Source organism: Bradyrhizobium sp. SZCCHNR2028 (assembly GCF_032380995.1).
Taxonomy (GTDB): domain Bacteria; phylum Pseudomonadota; class Alphaproteobacteria; order Rhizobiales; family Xanthobacteraceae; genus Bradyrhizobium.
Map to the genome: position 1 here is coordinate 62968 of NZ_JAUHJF010000009.1, position 19439 is coordinate 82406.

Below are 19439 nucleotides of genomic sequence, written 5' to 3' on the forward strand. Positions count from 1 at the left end.
CCGCCGTCCGCATCGCGCGGCGGACGCGCGGGCTCAGACGAGGTGAAAACCGTCGTGATGCGCCTTGAACTGCTCAAGCGTCACCCCCTTGAGGGTGAGCGTATCGTGGGCTGCGTCGGTGATGATCGTGTCGTGGCCGCCATTGGCGGACTGCGCCGAGGCCACGAGCGCAGCAACGCCGGCGAACAGCGAGTGATCGATCTCGACGATGTCCTTGTTGACGTCGAAATCGCCGATCGTGGCGCTGCCGAAATGCGGGTTGAAGACGAAGGTGTCGTTGCCGTCCTTGCCGAAGATCGTCACGCCACCGCCGACATTGACGAAATTGTCGCTCTGGTCCGTGCCGTTGACCGCCGATGCACCATTGCCCGCCAAGGTGACGGTCAGTGCCTTGGTCGCCGTGCCGCCGTGGCCGTCGCTGACCTTCGCCTGATAGGTGATGGTCAGCGTGTCGCCGGAATTGAGGAAATCCAGGTTCACGTCGGCCGGATGATATGTCCAGTGCAGGACATCGGAGCCGCCATCGGAGCTCGTGCTGTCGAAGGTGATCGCGTGGGCATCGGCCAGCGCCTGGACGTGGGCATTCGAAGGCAGGCTCAGAGAGCCATTGTATTTGATCACGCCATTTTCGACCACCGAAGCGGTCAGCGTGTTGCCGACATCCCTGTCGAGCACCGTCAAGGTACCGGACATGCCGCTCGCCAATTTCACCGGCTGATCCGGGATGTAGCCCGCCGAGACGTTGTCGAGCTCGAACGCATTCTGGCTGCTGGCAAGCACCACCTTGTTGAACGGGGACAGGCCGAGGAACTCGACATAGCCGTTCGAGGCCAGCGAAGTCTGTCCGCCATTGGCGAGCAGCGGCGCGACGTCGCTGCCCGAGTAGGAGGCGACCAGCTTGTTGCCGTTGTAGAAGGAGATGCTGTTGTAGCTGTCGACCGAGCCCCAATACAGCCCGAAGCTGTTCTTGACGCTGTCGAAGGTGATGGTCTCCTGGGCGTGGCTGCCGATGCTGAGATAGTTGGTCTTGTCCACACCGTCGACCATGTAGGGCGCCGCCGACACCGGCGAGGAGCCGTGCACGATCCCCGCATTGCCGCTGGCCGTGAACTTGGCGTGCAGCGCCTCGCTGTAGAAGCTGCCGTGGCCGCGTCCGTTGTCGGAGATGTTGCCGGCCGACACGCGATCGAACGTTTCGGTCGGCAGGCCCTCGGCATTGGTGCTGGCGGTGCTTGCGAGCACCCTCGCCTGCTCGGCCAGGATGACGGTCTGGACCGTCGGGTTCGTTTCACCTGTGATGACGGGCGCATCCTCTGCGCCGTTGACCGTGATGGTGACGGGCGCATCGACCACGACGCCGTGACCGTCGTCGATCGCGACCGTGTAGGTCAGCGTGACATGCTCGTTGACGCCGAGATAGTCGAACACCTTGTCATTGGCAGCGAAGGTCCAGGCCTGCGATCCCGCACCACGGCCGGATTCTGTGAGCGCGCCGAGCGACAGCCAGCTCTTGAGTACGGACAGATCCGACGGCAGCCCGTGGTCGTTGCCGGAGGTCGCGACGCCGGTCACCTTCAAGACATGCGCATCGGTGATGTCCGCATCCTCGAAAGCGATCGCGCCGCTTACAGTGTCGAGCAGATCCGAGCCGGACATCGCCGCGCGCTCGGCGATTTCGGCCGCCTGCACCTCGCTCGTCACGACCGGCAGGTCGTTGGTCCCGGTGATGTTGACGACGATCGTCGAGGTCGCGCTCTTGCCCTGATGGTCGTCGAGCGTCACCGTGGTGGTGACCGTGACGGTCTGGCCGGCGCCGAGGAAATCGAGCGAGCCGTCGGTGATGGCATAAGTCCAGTCGACCTTGCCATCGTTGGCGTTGCCGCCCTGGCTCAAGTGCAGCGCCTGTTCCAGCGCTGCGATCTGGTCCGGAGTCAGCTGACTCGACAAATCGGTCTGCTGATCGGCCGCAGTCCAAGTCACGCTCTGCGCCCCGATCGACGCGGTTGGCCGATCGGTCAGGTCGACATCGGTGAACTTGACGCTGCCGGCGACGCTGTGCTGATCGGACGCCCCTGTTTGCGCCGCCGCTTCGGTGATTGTACCGGGCCGGCCGGAATCAGCGATCACAGGCGCCGTGTCTTCGGCCGTCAGCGTGATCAGCGTTCCGTCATGCCCGTCATTGCTGCCCGCGAAATGCAAGTCGCTGAAGTCGCCTTCGAGCGTCAGGGCAATGCTGTGTCCTTCGCCGTCGATGACGGTGAGCACGCCCGTCTCGGCATCGTAAGACGCCGTTGTCGCCTCGCTCCACTTGATCGTCTGCAGATCGATCTTGTCGTCGACGCCGAGGCCGGCGATCTTGGCGGAGAAGCCGGCATCATCGATGACGAGTTCGCTGCTCCCCTCGCTGCTGAAGTCGATCGTCTGGTCCACGTGACCATCGACCGTCAGCGTTGCGCCGGCATCGACCTTGATGATCCCGGAGCCTTCGACGTCGCCGGCGATCTCGAACTTGCCCGCCGTGATCTCGATCGTGCCATAGTTGAAGATCGTTCCGCCGATGCCGCTCAGCCCGCTCGCGGAGATCGTGCCGTAGATGTAGAGCGTGCCGTCATGACTCACCTTGGTATCGGCAAGGTCGAGGATCGCACCGAGGTCTACGGTGCAGACGCCGAAATTCAAGACGTCCATTCCGGACAGGGTCACATCGTTGCCGGCGATCTCCAGCGTGCCGACACTCCGAATTTCCAACGTGCCGCCGGTGAGCGTCGTGCTCCCGTCGAGCACCAGGATCGATTCCACCGGCATCTCACCATCCTCATCGATGATGATCTGACCGTCCGTGTTATCGATGGTAACGTTGTCGAAGGTGGTCGCAGCCGCGGTCTCGACATGCACGATGCCGTGGTTGACGAGATCGCCGCCGGTGATCGTGCTGTCCTCGATCAGCAGCAGCGCGCCGTCGTCCACCTGGACAGTGCCGCCGTTGTCGACGCTGACGCCGATCAGTGTTGCGCTCTCCTCTGCAGCGACCTGAAGCATCGAGCCGTCGCCGATGGCGATATCGACGTCGGTCAATGACGCGCTGCCCTGGACCGTCAGGATGGCCGTGATCTCCGCGAACGCGCCGGTCTCGCCGATCAGCAGCGTACCGCCCGCGACGGCGCTGCCCTCGATCGTGCTGTCGCCGTCGACGGAAATCGTCCCTTCGTTGCCGATAGCGCCGCCTGCGATACTCGTGCCGCTCAGCGAGAGTGCACCGCTCAGCGCAATGGTGATCGCGGCGGCGTTCGCATTCGTGATCGTCTCGTCTTCGAACGCATTGCCGCTACCGGACACGGCGATCGTTTCGAAATTGTCGAGCGTGCCGCCGCTCAGCGTGGCGTGGCCGGTCAGGGCTATCGTTCCGCCGGACTCGTTGGTCAGCGTGCCGCCAGTGATATCCGCATGCGACAGCGTCAGGGTCGCGGAGCCCTCGACCGTAATATTGCCACCCGCATTATCGATGCTGGTGCCGCCGTTTAGCGTAAGCTCACCATCGGCCTCGACATCGATCAGGCCGGCATTCGTGACGGCTTCGTCCGAGAGAGTGTTGCCGCTGCCGGAGACCTCGATCGAGCCGAAATTTTTCAGCTCGCCATCACTGATCGCGGCTCCGCCCTTCAGAACGAGCAGGCCGTTGGCAGGTTGTGGTGCCTCCCCGCCGCTCTCCAACGTTCCGAAGTTCTGAACGATCGGCGCGCCCTGGATGACGATGGCGCCGCCATCGATGCTGCCGCCATCCAGAGTCAGCGTCGCGCCGAGGTCGACCTCGATGAGACCGGAGCTGTCCTCATCGGCGTTCGCAACGTCACCATGCACGGTCAGCGTGCCGCCGGACAGCTCGATCATTCCGGTGTTGACGATGCCGGCGTTCGCCCCGAAGACGCCGCCGCCAGCCAGCAGCACGGTGCCGGCATTGTGCAGCTCGCTTTGCTCGAGAATCTGCGCCGAGCCGCCGACGGTGATCGTCGCACCCGATAAGTTGTAGATGCGCGAGTCGGCCTTGGCCGTCAGTGCGCCGCTGATCGTCAGCGTGCCGTTATTGTCGAGCTCCGGAACGGCGCCGCCGCCGAAATCATTCAGCGTGACCGATTTGGCGTAGGCGTAGGCGTCGTCATCGATCGTCACCGGAAAGGCCGGCGTCAGGCCGTGCAGCTGATCGGTGATGATGATGACGTCATCATCGGTGGTCGGAGCCAGGCCGGTTGCCCAGTTCGCGCCGTCGCTCCACAAATGAACCTGGCCGCCGCTGCTTTCGCCGGGCTGGGTCGTGGCGATCCAGACCACGGCCGGATCGTCGGTGCCGGTGATCGTCACCGTGATCGTCTGGGTCGACGTCGCGCCATGCGAGTCCGTCACGGTCACCGTGTAGGTGAGCGTCACCTTCTGACCCGCGGGAATGAAATCGGCGACATAGACCGGTAGGTTGGCGAAGCTCCAGTTGATCTTGCCGGTGCCGCTGCCGGTGCTGTCGGAGGCCAGGGATGCCGTCAGCGCCTGCTCGAACAGCGCCAGTGGCGCCGGCGGAATGCTGCCGCCGCCTTCAAGAACCGCGCCGGTCAGCTTGGCCGACACGCTATGGGTGTCGGTGAGGTCGACATCCTTGAACGTCAGCGTGCCGGAGGTCGGGTCCTCGGAGGTGAGCGGCCCGCCGGGCACGCTGGTGCCGCCCTCGAACGCGATGGTCGGGACGTTCGCCGTGATCTCGGGCTTGTCGTTGGTGCCGGTCACCGTGATCGTGATCGGCACCTCGGTATACTCGTTCGACGGCGCGAAATTGTTGTCGACGCGCACGACGTAGGTCAACGTCAGCGTCTCGCCCGCGGCCAGAAAGTCGAAGTAGTTGTCGGGAACACTGTAGCTCAGCATTGCCGAGCCGAAATTCTTGTTGGTCGGATCCGGCACCACCGTGATCTTCACGGCCGTCGCCATGACATCCTGCAACTGCAGGGCGTTCAGCGATGCCGTGACGTCGGCCTGCTGCGCGCTCTTGAACGCATAGGACTTGAAACTCACCGAGACAGTCGGCCGGTCGATGTTATTGACGTCGAGGAAATTGACGCGGGTGAGGACGGTGTCGAGGTCGGCGCCGTTGCCCGTCTGACCGGTCCGCTCGGCCAGACCGAAGGTCGTGGTCAGCCGGCCGCCGGCGTCGAGAATCCTGACCTCCGGCGCACCCGGAATGTGCGACAGCTGCTCGGACGTCGAGCTCGTCGTGGGTGTCGAGCCCGTATTGTCGGTCACCTGATAGGTCGGCGTCGCGCTGGTGCCATTGGGCAAGGTCAACGGCGTCAGCGTCTGCGGCACCCCGATGTCGGTGAAATGGGTTGTCGACTTCGGATTGGTGTTGTCGGTGAACTTCAGCGTGAAGACGTCGTTGATGAGCTTCTGGATGTCCGGCGTGAGCGGCACAGCGCTCTGATTCACGATTCCGTTGCTGATCTGGATCTGCTGTCCGGCCTGATTCACCACAGCGATCGGCTGCAGCGTCGTCTTGTCGAACAGCACGTAGGAGCCGGTGCGGCCATCGGGCTCGACCAGCACCTGGAACTTGGCATCGGGCAGACCGCCCTGCCCCGGCACCGTGAAGTCGATCTCGACCAGCACGGCGGTGCCGCGAATGCCCATGGTCGCCACGGGCGTGTCGACCTTCATGTCGCCGTGCTTGGCGGTCTCGCCGGCCACGAACGAGATCGTGCCGGCAACGAGGCTGATCAGCGAGGAATTGTTCGACCCGTTGGGGTCGTACACCATTTCATTCAGCACCATCCGCGCATTGGACGACAGGCCGAACACGGTGCCGTCGATGAAGGTGATGCCGAGCGTCGAATCCGAGCCGGACTGGACCACGTCGCCCTTCTCGACGTTGTCGCCGTTGTGAAGGAGGATCGAAACGCCGTTGCGGATGACGGTCGCGGTGCCCTGCAGCTTGGTCACATGGCCGATGACCTTGCTCACGCTCGCAGCCGCCCCGGCTTGGCTGACCTGCACCGCGCCGGAGAGCGCATTGACGAGGTCGCCGGTCAGATGCGCGCCGTCCGGCGAGGCCAGCGGCGCGCGTTTCTCGCCCTTAAAATAGTCCGGCAGCACCATCTCGCGCCCATCGGACGAGAGGATCAGGTCGAGGCCAGACCGCTTGAAATCGGCATTGAACAGAAAATGCGCGTCCGGAACGACGATGGCGTCCGTCGGCGCATGGGCATGCGGGGCCTCCAGCCGCACGTGGCCATGCGAGGAGGCGCCCCGGCCTTCGGAGAAAAGCGCGGCGTCAGAATTGCCAGCGTAATTCACGGGGCCACCGACTATGGTTAATGAATACATAAGAATGAGTGTTCAAGGCGTGCATATCACTGGCAAGTGTCTGGCGGAACCACCTTCAGCTTGTGCTTCAGGTGGCCAAAAACGGCGGCTTCCGCGGGATCGCTACGATGTTGTCGAGTTTCTGCCCTCTTTAAAGCTGACCCCGGCCGAGACATGCCAAGTCAAAATTCACCTCGTTTCAGAAAGCCAAAGTATTTGTAAGTATTCATAGACCATCAAATACCTTTGCCGACATCAACATCCGCACCGGCTTACCCCTGACAACGGATTTCAAGTGGAGGACTGCGGGTGGGAGAACAAGAATCGACGAATTGCATCAATTTGGCAGGAGCTGCGGCTGAGTTCGAAGCACAACTTCACCGCGAGCCCTCCTGACCTTCGCGACCCTCGCTCAGCTTTCGCTAGGATTTGTCGCATCGGAGCAACACAACGTTCAGCGTAAATCCTGCGATTTGGTCGCCGGATTGCCGGTTTTAAGCAGAGGCCAAACCTCCGCACCCATGCTGACCCCCAACAAGCATCCGGTTCCGTCAGGCGCTGCGTCGCGCCGGCCGAGATCCGGGCACGGGGCGTCACATGAATTTTCTCGCGCTGATGCGCGCATCGCTGGCGGCCGCGGCCGCCAGCGCCGCCATGTGGATCGGCAGCCCAGCGAGCGCCGGTCCTGTCGCGCAGCCATTGGGGCTTGCAGCCGCCATCGAGGATACGGCGGAGCCATTCGGCCTGCCGCGGGTCGGCCTGGAGGCCGGCGCGTTGCGCGACAAGTGGTTGGCGCTCGCGCGCAAGCTCGAAGACGAGCGCGTGCAGCTTGCGCTGTGCGACGGCGACCGCGAGCGCTGCGTCTCCCCCGCCGCCCTCAGCCTGCTGGCGATCATCGATCAGGGCCGTCTCCGCGCGGGACGGGCCAGGCTCGGCGAGATCAATCGCGCGGTCAATCTGGCCATCCGGCCGGCCAGTGATCTCGCTCAATATGGCCAGATGGACGTGTGGGCCTCCCCTCTCACTACGTTCGAACGCCGTGCCGGCGACTGCGAGGACTACGCGATCGCCAAGTTCGTCGCACTTCGGATGGCTGGCATTGCCTCCGACGATCTGCGGATCGTGATCCTGCACGATGTCGTCCGGGGCGAGGATCATGCCGTCGCGGCGGCGCGCCTCGACGGGCATTGGCTCATGCTCGACAATCAGCGCATGGCGATGATCCAGGACAGCGATGCGCGGCAGGTGCGGCCGTTGTTCGTGATCGACGAGACCGGCATCTCCCGGTATCAGGCCTTGCCCCTGATGGCGGAGGTCCGAGCGTTGTCGCCTGAGGGGACGGCTTCCGTGAACCATTGACGATCGCCGCATCGTTGCCGCGCGCCCACAACTTGAGACGTGGCCGGGAGTTCGCGGGACGAGCACGGCAGGAATGCGGACGGTGCGCCGACGGAACCGGCCGGCGCCGAAGGACACGATGCGGCGGCTCGTTCACCGCGCCGCAACGAGTTGCATCCACATTGCAGACGCGAACCGATCGAGGCGATAGTGCCGTCATGACCCCAGGCAGCCCCGCCCTCGCCGTGCGAGGATTGACGAAGTGTTTCGAGCGGCCGGCGGTCGATGCACTCGACCTCGTGGTGCGCTCGGGCGAATTCTATGCACTGGTCGGCCCGAACGGCGCCGGCAAGACGACGACGCTGCGCATGGTCGCGGGCCTGCTGCGCCCGGATGCCGGGCGGATCGAGATCTTCGGCATCGATGCGCTGCGCGACCCGATCGCGGCCAAGCAGGTGATGGCCTGGGTCTCCGACGAGCCCATGATCTACGACAAGCTCACGCCGCTCGAATATCTCGAGTTCGTCGCCGGACTGTGGGGCATCGATCCCGCGACCTCGAGTAACGCGGCAACCGAACTTCTGGTCTCGCTCGGGCTGGAGCCGCATCTGCACGAGCGCTGCGAAGGCTTTTCCAAGGGCATGCGCCAGAAGGTGGCGCTCGCCGGCGCGCTGATCCACGACCCGCGGCTGATCATCCTGGACGAGCCGCTGACGGGCCTGGACGCGGTGTCGGCGCGGCACGTCAAGGGCCTGCTCGCCGAGCGCGTCCGCCGCGGCGGCACGGTGATCATGACCACGCACATTCTCGAAGTCGCCGAGCGCATGGCCGACCGGATCGGGGTCATCGCCGCCGGGCGCGTCGTCGCCGAAGGCACTCTGGCCGAGCTGCGCCAGCAGAACGGTCGCACCGACACCAGCCTGGAGGAGCTGTTCATCGCGCTGGTCGACGTCGAGTCCGCGGCATGACGCGGGCGGCGACGCTCGCCTGGTTCGCCCGTCACGAGCTCAGGCTCGCCTGGCGGGAATGGCTCGGCATGATCACGGCCGGCAGGCGCCGCCGCACGCGGGCCGCCGTCATCGGTCTCGTGCTGTTCGGCGCCCTCATGCATCTGCCGGCCTGGATCGTGGTCGGTCGCTACGCCGATCTCGAGCTGCCGCTCGACAAGACCGCGCTGATCGTCATCACCGCGACCATCATGCTGTCCTGGGCGCTGATGCTGTCGCAGGCGATCGAATCCGTCACCCGCGTGTTCTACGCGCGCGCCGACCTCGATCTCATCATGTCGTCGCCGGTGCGGTTGGCCGAGATCTTTTCGGTCCGGATCGCGGCCATCGCGCTCTCCGTGACCAGCATGGCGCTGCTGCTCGCGACACCGTTCGTCGACGTGCTGCTGATCGAGGGCGGCGCACGCTGGCTCGCGGCGTTCGTCGTGGTCGCGGCCGTCGGCCTGTCGGCGGCGGCGATCGCCATTGCCATCACGATCGTCCTGTTCCGCCTGATCGGCCCGGCGCGAACGCGGCTGGTCGCCCAGATCCTGGCCGCCGTGATCGGCGCCGGCTTCGTCATCGTGCTGCAGATCGCCGCGATCGTGTCCTACGGCACGCTGTCGCGCTTCGCCGTGCTCACCTCGGATGCCGCAGCCGCCATCGCGCCCGATCCCGACAGCATCCTTTGGCTGCCGGCCCGCGCGGCGCTCGGCGACGGCCAGGCGCTGCTGATCCTGCTGGCCGCAGGCCTGCTGTTGCTCGGCGTCGTCATGATGGTGTTCTCGCCGCGCTTCGCCGACACCGCGATCAGCGCCGCGGCCCAGGGCATCTCCAGCCGCGCCGGCGCACGCGTCAGGTCGTTTCGGGGCGGCTCGCGGCAGCAGGCGCTGCGGCGCAAGGAGTTCATGCTGCTGCGGCGCGATCCCTGGCTGATCTCGCAGACGCTGATGCAACTGCTCTATCTGGTGCCTCCGGCGCTGCTGCTGTGGCGCAGCTACTCCGACAGCTCGCAGGCGGTGTTCCTGATCACGCCGGTCGTCGTGATGGCGGCGGGCCAGCTCGCGGGCGGCCTCGCCTGGCTCACCATCTCCGGCGAGGACGCGCCCGAACTGGTGGCGACGGCGCCGCTGCCGGCGACGCGCATCGTGCGCGCCAAGGTCGAGGTCGTGCTGATCACGATCGCGGTGATCTTCGCGCCTCTCGTGCTCGCGCTCGGCTGGGTCGCGCCGGCGCAGGCGGTGATCACGGCCGTTGCCGTTCTGGTCGCGACCGTCTCCTCCACGGCCATCCAGCTCTGGTTCCGGATCCAGGCGCGGCGCAGCCAGTTCCGCCGCCGCCAGACGTCGTCGCGGCTGGCGACCTTTGCCGAGGCGTTCTCCTCGATCGGCTGGGCGGCGACCGCTGCACTGGCGCTCGCGCTGCCCCAGGCTGCCATCGTCTGCGGCCTGATGACCGCGGGCCTCTTGCTCGCAGCCTGGAAGCTGAGGCCGGCACGAACCTGAAGCGTTCAGCGCAGCACCTCCATCACGGCGGCGGCGAACGCCGCCGGCTCTTCCTGCGGCAAATTGTGGCCGGCCCGCGCGATCACGCGATGGCCGATCCGGTTGCTGAACTTCGCAGCATGCGCCTGACCGTCCGTTGCCGGGATCACGCCGTCGGTGTCGCCATCGAGCGTGATCGTGGGCACGGTGATGACGGGCTGGCTCGCCAATCGCCGCTCCAGCTCCCGATAGCGCGGATCCCCATCGGCCAGCCCGTAGCGATGGCGATAGCTGTGGATCACGACGTCGACGTGATCGGGATTGTCGAACGCCCCCGCCCCGCGCGCGAAGGTCGCGTCGTCGAAGCGCCAGTGCGGCGACCATTGCTGCCACAGCAGCCGGGCGATCTCGGCGCGGTTGGCGGCAAGCCCGGCGCGGCCGCGCTCGGTCTGGAAGTACCATTGATACCAGAACGCGAACTCGCGCGGCACCGGCGCCGGCTCCAATGCCCGCGCAATGTCCTGGATCAGGTAGCCGTTCACGGAGACCAGGCCCGTGCAGCGCTCGGGCCACAGCGCCGCGCCGACGCAAGCCGCGCGGCCCCCCCAATCATAGCCGGCGAACACCGCGCGCGGGATCGCCAGCGCATCCATCAGCGCGATCAGGTCGGCGCCAATCGCAGCCTGCTGCCCCGAGCGCGGCGTCGATGCGTCGCGGAACCGCGTCGGGCCATAGCCGCGCACATAGGGGACGATGACGCGGCAGCCATGAGCTGCAAGGCGCGGCGCGACCTCGACGTAGGAGTGGATGTCGTAGGGATAGCCGTGCAGCAGGATGACGACGGGGCCGTCGGCCGGCCCGCTCTCGAAATAGGCGATGCGGAGCACGCCTGCATCGATCTCCCGCAGCGGCCGCAACACCCGATCCGTCATGCCATCCTCCCGCATCGTTGCGCCGCCCTGTCCAGCCGGACGTCGCGCCGAGGATAGTTCTGATCCGGATTCCTCGCTACACTCGCACGCGCTGTTGAAGAGGAACCGCCATGCTGCGCCCGCTGGTCTCGCTGCTTGCCGTCCTGGTCTCGTTCGCATCGCCCGCGGTGGCGCAATCGGGGCCGCGCACCAGCGAGTGCCTGGCGATGGCCAGCGCACCGCCGCGCGCCACGCCTGTCAGCTTGCGCCGGGCGGCGGCGGCCGGCAACGAGGTGACGATCACCTATGCCGGCCACTCGACCTACTTCATCGACACGCCGATGGGCATCCGCATCGCCACCGACTACAGCGGCGCTTATCAAGTCGGACGGCTGCCCGACGTGATCACCATGAACCGGGCGCACTCGACGCATTACACGCTGGCGCCCGATCCGCGCATCCCACACGTGCTGCGCGGCTGGGGCGACGACGGCAAGCCGGCCCAGATATTCGAGCGGATCGGCGACGTGCTGATCCGCAACATCACCACCGACATCCGCCGCTACTTCAGCGATTCCATCGGCATCGACATGATCAAGGACGGCAACTCGATCTTCATCTTCGAGGTCGCCGGCCTCTGCATCGGCCATCTCGGCCATTTGCACGTCAAGCTCGACGAGACGCATTTCGCCGCAATCGGCCGGCTCGACGTGGTGATGGTGCCGATCGACGGCACCTACACGATGTCGCTCGACGGCATCTCGGAGATCACCAAGCGGCTGCGCGCCTCCGTGGTGCTGCCGATGCACCGCTTCGCGACGCCGCTCGACGAGTTCATGCGCAAGATCGGCCAGCAGTTCGAGATCGACCGCCGCGCCGAGCGCAGCTTGAAGATGTCGCGCGAGCTGCTGCCACAGGTCCCGACCGTGATCATCCTCGACGGGGTCTAGAGCATGATCCGGAAAAGTGGAGGCCGGTTTTCCGAGAAGATCATGCTCAGGACAATATGAGCTCAGGCGCCCGCGAGGCTGGTGCCGCGGCGGCCTTCCGGCGTCAGGAACATGCGCTTGAGCTTGTTGATCACGCGCACCGCGAGGCCGAGCAGGTAGGGCTGCGTCTTCAGGCAGAAGGCGAGCTTCTTGACGTGGCCCTCGACATGCCATTTGGCATGGGCGCCGTCGCGGAAGAAGATCACGTCGCCCGGCCCATAGCGCTTCGCCGGCATGCCCTCGCTCTCCAGCACGATCGCGCCTTCGAGGATCAGGATCGTCTCGTCGAAATCGTAGTACCAGTTGAACTTGCCCTCGGTGCAATGCCAGACGATGGTCGAGCCCAGCCCGTCGCTGCTGCGTGCGATGGTGCAGGAGGTCGCGGTCGGACTGCCCTCGATGATCCAGGACGGCTCGATCGGAGCGGGCGCCAGGTCGACGGCGAGATTGGCGGTTTCGATCAAGGACGGGGACATCTTGGACCTCAAATGCATCGGATTGAAATGACCGGCTGAACGGCGGCGTGAGCCCGCGACCGTAGCCGATTGCACCTAATGGCTGCTTTCCGAAGTCGTTAAGATTTGAACCGATCGCCGCGACCAGCCGTCGCATCACAAACACGCAAGCGCTATAAACTCCACGCGAACGCCGCAATTTGTTCGCGGCCTCGCCAAACCTGCTGATCTACTGTTTGACCGCACTGCAAGATGCGGACAGGCTTCCCGCTGGTCGCCCTGCCCATCCTGAGTTGTGCCGTCGCCTTTAAAGATTTGCCGCCTTCGCAGAGATAAGGATTTCCCAGGATGCGCCGACTGAGCCTCGCACTCGCCCTCACGCTGTCCGCCGCCACCCTTGCAACCGCCAGCCTCGTCATGGCGGGCGAAACGCCCGCCCCCGACAACGCCAAGGCCTACTTCATCAACCTGAAGGACGGCGACACCGTCTCCTCGCCGGTCCTGATCCGCTTCGGCCTGTCCGGCATGGGCGTTGCCCCGTCCGGCACCGAGGCCCCCAACACCGGCCACCACCACCTGCTGATCGACGCGCCCGCTCTCGAGGGCGACTCGCTCAACGAGGCGATCCCGGTCGATGCCGGCCACGTGCATTTCGGCAAGGGCCAGACCGAAGCCTCGGTCAATCTCACGCCGGGCAAGCACACCTTGCAGCTCGTGCTCGGCGACTGGAGCCACATCCCGCACAACAAGCCGGTCATGTCGGAGCGGATCACGATCGACGTGCAGGCCACCACCGGCAGCGCCAAGCAGTAGGCACGTTCGGCCGACGACGACACCGCCGCGAGCATCGCTCGCGGCTCGTTTCGGGCCGGTGCACGCGTGACGCCGGCCCGTCATGCGTCAGGCCCACTCGCCCTTGCGGAACACCGGCACGCGACGACCATCTTCATGGAGGCCGTCGATGTCGGTGTCGGCCGCGCCGATCATCCAGTCGATGTGGATCAGGCTTCGGTTGCCGCCCTGGGCGGCGATCTGCTCCGGCGACAGCGAGGTGCCGTTGATGAAGCATTTCGAGTAGCACTGGCCGAGCGCGATGTGCGAGGCGGCGTTCTCGTCGAACAGCGTGTTGTAGAACAACAGGCCGCTCTTGGAGATCGGCGAGGAGTGCGGCACCAGCGCGACCTCGCCGAGCCGGCGCGCGCCCTCGTCGGTGTCGAGCACCTTGTTCAGGACCTCCTCGCCCTTCGAGGCCCTGGCCTCGACGATGCGGCCCTCCTCGAACCTGACCTGGATGTTGTCGATCAGCGTGCCCTGATAGGACAGCGGCTTGGAGCTGACGACGTGACCCGACACACGGCGGCAATGCGGCGTCGTGAACACTTCCTCGGTCGGAATGTTGGCATTGCAGGTGATGCCGTTCTTGGCGGTCGAGGCGCCGCCCTCCCATTCGTGGTCGTCGGCGAGACCGATCGTCAGGTCCATGCCGGGTCCGGTGTAATGCAGCGCGCTGAAGCGCTGGCCGTTGAGCCACCCGGTGCGCTCGCGCAGCACCGCGTTGTGGCGCTCCCAGGCGGACACGGCATCCTCGCGATCGACGCGCGACGCGGCGAAGATCGCATCGGCGAGCTTCGCCACCGCGACCTCCTCTGGCACGTCCGGGAAAACCAGCTTGGCCCAGGACGGGCTCGGATAGGCGATGATGTTCCAGTTGGTCTCGAAATTGGTGATCTTCTCCAGCGCCGGCTGGTAGGCCTTGGAGTTCGCCTTGCTGGCACGTGCCACCTTGGCCGGATCCTGTCCCGACAGCAGCATCGGATTGTCGCCGACGATGGCGAGCCGCGCCGTATTCTCAGAGAATGCCTTGGCCATGCCCTGGTAGAGCCAGTCGGCGGCGCGATCGAAGCTGTTGTCATGACCGAAACGGTAGCGCGCCAGGGTCAGCTCCTCGTCGGAGAAGAACGAGGTCACGATTCCCGCACCGGCCTTGTAGGCGTGCTCGGCGACCTTGCGCACCAGCGGCAGCGCCACCGACGGCGCGGTCAGCAGCAGATCCTGACCCGGCTGCAATTGCAGGCCAACCTTCACCGCCACCTCGGCCAGGCGGTCGAGCTTGACGGGATCGATGGCGGCATCGAAGTTGCGCGGATGTGCGGTCATCAGGGTATCCAGTTCCGTTTCTTTGCGGTGTTGAAGAGATAGGCCAATCGAGAAGGGGGTCAATGGGAAAGGGGCTTCCGTGCGGCGTTGTCATCGCTCGCCGTATCCTCCGCTGTCATCCCGGCGAACGCCGGGATCCATACTCCGCGGTGTCTGTGATGATACGCGGCTGTGGCTCCAGCTCGGTCCAGCGCAGGCTTCGGTGTTTATGGGTCCCCGCTTTCGCGGGGACGACACGGGAGTATTCGGTGGCCTGTCACCTTATCACTGCGTCATCACTGCGCGGGATGGCCACGAAGTTTGCGGGCATGGCAGCTCATCCTCGCACCCGCTTTCGCGTCCGAGTATTGCTCTTGCAGTCACCCTCTCCAAAGCGAGGGTGCAGGGAAGGCCGGACCTCGACTGAGGCCCGTGGCCCGCCTGCTCAAAAAATGCAGGCGGCAGGTACCACAGGTCCAGCCGGACGATCCGGCCCTCCCTGCGCGATGGCTTTAACGGCTGCTTCGCATTCTCCCCGGTGCGCCGGGCTTTCTGGTCACCGTCACCCACGCGGCGCCGTTGGCGCCGGCGCAGGCTTGATACTGGCATCGGAGTATCAGGACCACGCGACTTGACCGTGCGAGCCGATGTTGTTCGTCCGCGCGAATGACCACGCTGCAAACCGGCCCGCCCATCACATCCCACCTCCACGCTTCGTGACGACCGCGCAGCGCCCCTCGTCGATGAGGCGGGACAGCGACAAACAATCATGATTTTCCGAAATTGCCAAGCGGGATATTTTTCTGCCGGGACTGGACAGCCCAAATCAGCCTGAACTTGCTCGTGAAATCGGATTCCGGACGCAGCGGCGATCGGGCGTATCTGACGCCTCGACAGGCTTGTCCGATCTCGGCACGAGGGACATGAGTCGCCCGACGAGCGGCATTCTTGATCGCGTCAGTCCTCGACGCGCAGCCCATCACCATCGACGTACCAGTCGGCGCGGGACGCCCAATGCACGTGGCGATCGGGAACGGCGCCGAGCGGCTCATCGAAGCCTCCGGCGGGAATGATCGCCTCGCGGCCGCTGCGCGTCAGATGTGGCATCGGGCTGCCGCAAGTGCTGCAGAAGGCGGTGGCGAAACTGCGCGCCCGGGGCAAGTCGAACCGCGTGACGTTCGCCTCGCCACGCAGCCAGCGCAGCGCCGCCGCCTTGACGATGACCTCACAGGAGTGCGCCGTGCCGCTGGCCTTGCGACAGCGCGAGCAATGGCAATTGAGGAATTTGTCGAACGGCCCGTCGACCTCGAAGCCGACCTGGCCGCAGAGGCAGCTGCCGCGGAACGTGATCATGACGATCTCCTGTCGTGGTCTGGAACGGAATGTCCAAGAGCGCCGCACGCGTGGAGGATGTTACTTGTCCTGATTGCTTATCCTGATTGCATCCTTGCAGCTATCAGGACGACTGAAGGCCAGCCGCGGTCGCCGCGCTGTTAGTAGGTAGTCTAAACTTCCCAAAGCGGAACATTCATTTGTTGTGAGTCATCCTCGACGTCGAGAGTCAATCATTCCGAATGATTTGGAACCAGTCTGAGCGGGCAGCGCCGTCCCGCATTTGCATGGCTCAGGGGCGATTCGGTCACCTTGAGGACATGTTTGGACGTTGATTGGCGCGCGGCAGGGGGATTTCACAGCGTACAGGAGTCCTCCGAATGTACCGCGTTGTTATTGTCGTCGCCGCATTGCTGGCTCTCTCCGTTCAAGCCGAGGCGCGTCCTCGTCACCATCATCATCACTACTCGCACCGTCACCACTCCTACATGAACGCGATGGCCTCGATTCCCGGCGAAGGTCGCGTCGTCGGCGGCCGCCCATCGGGATGTCCGCATGCCTTTTGCGGCTGCGAAGCGTCGCTCTACACGTTCGGCCGGGTCGTTCCCGAGCTGAATCTGGCATCGAACTGGCGTCGCTTTCCGCGCGCAGCTCCCGCACCGGGAATGGCTGCCGTCCGGTCCGGCCACGTCATGATCCTGCAGCAGCAGGTCGCCGGCAACATCTGGTATGTGCATGACGGCAATTCCGGCGGCCACGTCACCCGCGAACATCCCCGCTCGATCGCCGGCTACACGATCGTGAACCCGAATGGCGGTTCCGCGATGTTCGGCGCGGCGGCTCGTGTCACGCGCGAGGCCCGTGCGCCGAGCTACCAGCGGCTCGCCCGCAACACGCGGCCGGACGGCTGGATGGCCAGCGCGGCGCCGATGGCCTTCAACTAGGTCCTTGATAGCTTCGCGACGCGGCCTGCGGCATCCGGATCGAATGCTGCAGGCCGCGTCGTCTAGCCTGCGCGCGCGTCCGCTGGCAGCACCAGTAACAAGCGGAACCGTTCACAGCGCGCCAAGGGCGGGCGCCAGGATCACACAGGCCAGCAGCGCCAGGGCCGCAGCGCTGCAGCGATAGCCGAGCGACGCCGGCACGACATGCCCGAGGCCGCAGCGCAGCGTCGCGCCGAGCACGATCCAGGCTCCTCCGATCGTCGCAGTCGAGAGTCCGAGCACGACCAAGAACGGCCATAGGCTCGCCGCATCGCCTTCCAGCGGCAGCAAGGTGAAAGCGAAGATGATGGCCTTTGGATTGAACAGCGTCGTGATGAACACGCCGCGCAGGGTGACCGGCGCCGCATCGCTTGCGCTGCTGCTGCTGCCGTGGCGCCAGAGCGCGGCAGCGAGGTGCAGCAGATAGAGCACGACCACGACACGGAGAGCCTGTCCGACCAGCGGCGCGGTCGCGACGAGCGGACCGAGCGTGATGCGCAGCGTCGCGATCGCGAGCAGATAGCCGGCAAGCTCGGCGAGCAGCAGATGAACGGAGGCGCGCACGCCACGACTCGCACCGGCAGTGGCGAGCAGCGTGTTCGTTGGGCCGGGCGTAACGAGCAGCGCTGCGCCCGCCGCACCGAAGGTCAGGATATCCATGACCGCATCAAGCACGCGCGCCATGCGCTGGCCTTGACGAGCGTCAACGTCCGGCGCCGCGGGCTGCGGTCCCGTTTTCCGGAACGGCTCGTATGTCGGCTTCATTGTGGACGGTGGTCGGCCGCGCCGCATGATAGGATCGTATGGCAGCATGCAGGGCGACTGATTGACTTGGCTCTCGTGCAAACTAAGGTTCGCGGCGCCGGAAGTGGAACAGCGCCTGATCATCGCACCGTTCGAACGCGTAGCATCGATGGTCGGCGCGCAAGGATCGGAAGACAGATGACGTTGGCGATGAGCTGGGACGAGTGGGCCCGGCATGATGGCATGGCGCTGGCGGCGCGCGTTCGCAGCGGCGAGCTGACGGCGGCGGAGCTGGCAAGGCAGGCCGCCGAGGCAATCGCAAAAGTCGATCCCGCGCTGTCCGGCGTGGTCGAAGTCTTCGCCGATGCCGTGGAAGATCCGGGCAAGGCAGGCGCCAATCTCGCAGGCCCCTTCGCCGGCCTGCCGTTCCTGATGAAGGATCTCGGGCCGACCATGGCCGGACGGCTGCAGGAGCAGGGCTCGCTGTTCATGCGCGGCAACCGACCCGCCGCCGACACGCACCTGACGGCGAAGATGCGCAAGGCCGGCCTCAATCTGATGGGCCGCACCACGACGCCGGAGTTCGGCGTCTGCAGCTCGGCCGAGAACCCGGCCGTCTACGTCACGCGCAACCCCTGGAATACCGACTATACCACCTGCGGCTCGTCGGCCGGGAGTGCGGCAATGGTCGCCGCCGGCGTGGTGCCGATCGCGCATGCGACCGACGGCGGCGGCTCGATCCGCATTCCCGCCGGCGTCAACGGCAATATCGGGCTGAAGGTCTCGCGCGGCGTGTTTTCGATCGCGCCGCATCTGTCGGATCTAAGCGGCCTGGTCTCGATCCAGGGCTGCCAGTCGCGCAGCGTGCGCGACACCGCGGCATTCGTCGATCATTGCCGCGGCGGCGCGCCCGGCGAGTTCATGCCGTATTGGACCACGCCGGAGCCCTATGTCGAGCTGATCAAGCGCGATCCCGGCAAGCTGAGGATTGCGCTGTCGCATCAATGGGGCGACTACCGCGCAACGCCGCATATTGCTTCAGAGCTGGAGCGTGTGGGCAAATTCCTCGAAGGCCTCGGCCACCACGTCGGCTACGCGCTGCCCGACGTCGATTACCGCCAGGCGTTCGCGGCCCAGACCACCTGCTACATCTCGAACTTCGCGATCGTCATCAACAACCTGCTCGCATCACGCAAGCTCGAGCGGCCGCCAGCCGACCTGATCGAGCCGATCAACATCCGGATCTGGGAAGCGGGCAAGGGCACCAGCTTCGCCGAGCGTGCGGCGATGCAGGCGGTGTTCAATACGACGTCGCGCGCCTTCGGCGCGTTCTTCGAGGACTGGGACATCATCCTGACGCCGGTCACGGCACTGCCGACGCCGAAGATCGGCACCACCGAATACCTGACCATCAGCGACAATCCCGACGTGCTCGACTGGTTCGAGAATCTGTGGCGCAACTTCGCGTTCACGCCGCTCGCCAATCTCTGCGGCGTCCCGGCGATCTCGCTGCCGCTCGCCACCAATGAGCACGGCCTGCCGCTCGGCATCCAGGCGATCGGCAAGCAGGCCGATGACGGCCTGCTGCTGCAGCTCGCGGCCCAGATCGAGCGCGCGATCGGCGGTCAATGGAACGGCGGCGCGACGCCGGCCGTGCATGTGACCAGCAAGTGAGCGACCCACGCGCCTGATCCTGATGACATGATAGGCTGCGCCGGGCGTGGACAAGGCGCTCGCATTTC

Annotated in this window: 13 protein-coding genes; 7 read left to right on the forward strand and 6 right to left on the reverse strand. The window is 65.4% G+C overall.

Annotated features, from left to right (window positions below):
* Positions 1–33 precede the first annotated feature (33 nt).
* Complete coding sequence (locus tag QX121_RS16535) at positions 34–6330, reverse strand: VCBS domain-containing protein (protein WP_315812506.1); 6297 nt, start codon at positions 6328–6330, stop codon at positions 34–36.
* A gap of 606 nt (positions 6331–6936) precedes the next feature.
* On the opposite strand from QX121_RS16535, the gene QX121_RS16540 reads away from it, so the two are divergent.
* The 3 genes from QX121_RS16540 (at position 6937) to QX121_RS16550 (ending at position 10168) form a co-directional block, all read left to right on the forward strand.
* Positions 6937–7698: a transglutaminase-like cysteine peptidase gene (locus QX121_RS16540; RefSeq protein ID WP_315783829.1), complete on the forward strand. Its 762-nt coding sequence runs from the start codon at positions 6937–6939 to the stop codon at positions 7696–7698.
* A gap of 197 nt (positions 7699–7895) precedes the next feature.
* Complete coding sequence (locus tag QX121_RS16545) at positions 7896–8645, forward strand: ABC transporter ATP-binding protein (protein WP_315812507.1); 750 nt, start codon at positions 7896–7898, stop codon at positions 8643–8645.
* Positions 8642–10168, forward strand: coding sequence for a permease (locus QX121_RS16550; RefSeq protein WP_315812508.1), 1527 nt, complete (start codon positions 8642–8644; stop codon positions 10166–10168). The genes QX121_RS16545 and QX121_RS16550 overlap by 4 nt, the downstream gene beginning before the upstream one ends.
* 5 nt (positions 10169–10173) lie before the next feature.
* Here QX121_RS16550 and QX121_RS16555 read toward each other — a convergent pair whose 3' ends face one another.
* Complete coding sequence (locus QX121_RS16555) at positions 10174–11079, reverse strand: alpha/beta hydrolase (protein ID WP_315812509.1); 906 nt, start codon at positions 11077–11079, stop codon at positions 10174–10176.
* Positions 11080–11189: 110 nt separating this feature from the next.
* Between QX121_RS16555 and QX121_RS16560 the strand changes: the two genes are divergently transcribed.
* Positions 11190–12008, forward strand: a complete 819-nt coding sequence (locus tag QX121_RS16560; RefSeq protein WP_315812510.1) for an MBL fold metallo-hydrolase — start codon at positions 11190–11192, stop codon at positions 12006–12008.
* Positions 12009–12070: 62 nt separating this feature from the next.
* Here QX121_RS16560 and QX121_RS16565 read toward each other — a convergent pair whose 3' ends face one another.
* The gene (locus QX121_RS16565; RefSeq protein WP_315734852.1) at positions 12071–12523 is read right to left on the reverse strand and encodes a cupin domain-containing protein; all 453 of its coding nucleotides are present in this window, start codon (positions 12521–12523) and stop codon (positions 12071–12073) included.
* Between the two features lie 327 nt (positions 12524–12850).
* On the opposite strand from QX121_RS16565, the gene QX121_RS16570 reads away from it, so the two are divergent.
* Positions 12851–13315 (forward strand): DUF4399 domain-containing protein, encoded by a 465-nt coding sequence (locus QX121_RS16570; RefSeq protein WP_315734855.1) that lies wholly within the window; start codon positions 12851–12853, stop codon positions 13313–13315.
* 87 nt (positions 13316–13402) lie between these two features.
* Here QX121_RS16570 and QX121_RS16575 read toward each other — a convergent pair whose 3' ends face one another.
* Together QX121_RS16575 and QX121_RS16580 are read right to left on the reverse strand one after the other, a co-directional pair.
* Complete coding sequence (locus QX121_RS16575; protein ID WP_315734857.1) at positions 13403–14659, reverse strand: aminopeptidase; 1257 nt, start codon at positions 14657–14659, stop codon at positions 13403–13405.
* Between the two features lie 936 nt (positions 14660–15595).
* Entirely contained in the window at positions 15596–15991 is a 396-nt protein-coding gene (locus QX121_RS16580) for a GFA family protein (protein WP_315783836.1), read from the reverse strand.
* Positions 15992–16350: 359 nt separating this feature from the next.
* Here QX121_RS16580 and QX121_RS16585 point away from each other — a divergent pair, with 359 nt between their 5' ends.
* Complete coding sequence (locus tag QX121_RS16585) at positions 16351–16914, forward strand: hypothetical protein (RefSeq protein ID WP_315734861.1); 564 nt, start codon at positions 16351–16353, stop codon at positions 16912–16914.
* A gap of 111 nt (positions 16915–17025) precedes the next feature.
* On the opposite strand, the gene QX121_RS16590 is transcribed toward QX121_RS16585, so the two are convergent.
* Positions 17026–17637 (reverse strand): LysE family transporter, encoded by a 612-nt coding sequence (locus QX121_RS16590; RefSeq protein ID WP_315812511.1) that lies wholly within the window; start codon positions 17635–17637, stop codon positions 17026–17028.
* A 258-nt stretch (positions 17638–17895) separates the two neighbouring features.
* On the opposite strand from QX121_RS16590, the gene QX121_RS16595 reads away from it, so the two are divergent.
* A complete protein-coding gene (locus QX121_RS16595; RefSeq protein WP_315812512.1) occupies positions 17896–19371 on the forward strand; it encodes an amidase in 1476 nt (491 codons plus the stop codon).
* Positions 19372–19439 lie beyond the last annotated feature (68 nt).

Coding starts and splice junctions, on each gene's coding strand:
- QX121_RS16540 (WP_315783829.1), top strand. CDS start 6,937: ATGAATTTTCTCGCGCTGATGCGCGCATCGCTGGCGGCCGCGGCCGCC.
- QX121_RS16545 (WP_315812507.1), top strand. CDS start 7,896: ATGACCCCAGGCAGCCCCGCCCTCGCCGTGCGAGGATTGACGAAGTGT.
- QX121_RS16550 (WP_315812508.1), top strand. CDS start 8,642: ATGACGCGGGCGGCGACGCTCGCCTGGTTCGCCCGTCACGAGCTCAGG.
- QX121_RS16555 (WP_315812509.1), bottom strand. CDS start 11,079: ATGACGGATCGGGTGTTGCGGCCGCTGCGGGAGATCGATGCAGGCGTG.
- QX121_RS16560 (WP_315812510.1), top strand. CDS start 11,190: ATGCTGCGCCCGCTGGTCTCGCTGCTTGCCGTCCTGGTCTCGTTCGCA.
- QX121_RS16565 (WP_315734852.1), bottom strand. CDS start 12,523: ATGTCCCCGTCCTTGATCGAAACCGCCAATCTCGCCGTCGACCTGGCG.
- QX121_RS16570 (WP_315734855.1), top strand. CDS start 12,851: ATGCGCCGACTGAGCCTCGCACTCGCCCTCACGCTGTCCGCCGCCACC.
- QX121_RS16575 (WP_315734857.1), bottom strand. CDS start 14,659: ATGACCGCACATCCGCGCAACTTCGATGCCGCCATCGATCCCGTCAAG.
- QX121_RS16580 (WP_315783836.1), bottom strand. CDS start 15,991: ATGATCACGTTCCGCGGCAGCTGCCTCTGCGGCCAGGTCGGCTTCGAG.
- QX121_RS16585 (WP_315734861.1), top strand. CDS start 16,351: ATGTACCGCGTTGTTATTGTCGTCGCCGCATTGCTGGCTCTCTCCGTT.
- QX121_RS16590 (WP_315812511.1), bottom strand. CDS start 17,637: ATGGCGCGCGTGCTTGATGCGGTCATGGATATCCTGACCTTCGGTGCG.
- QX121_RS16595 (WP_315812512.1), top strand. CDS start 17,896: ATGACGTTGGCGATGAGCTGGGACGAGTGGGCCCGGCATGATGGCATG.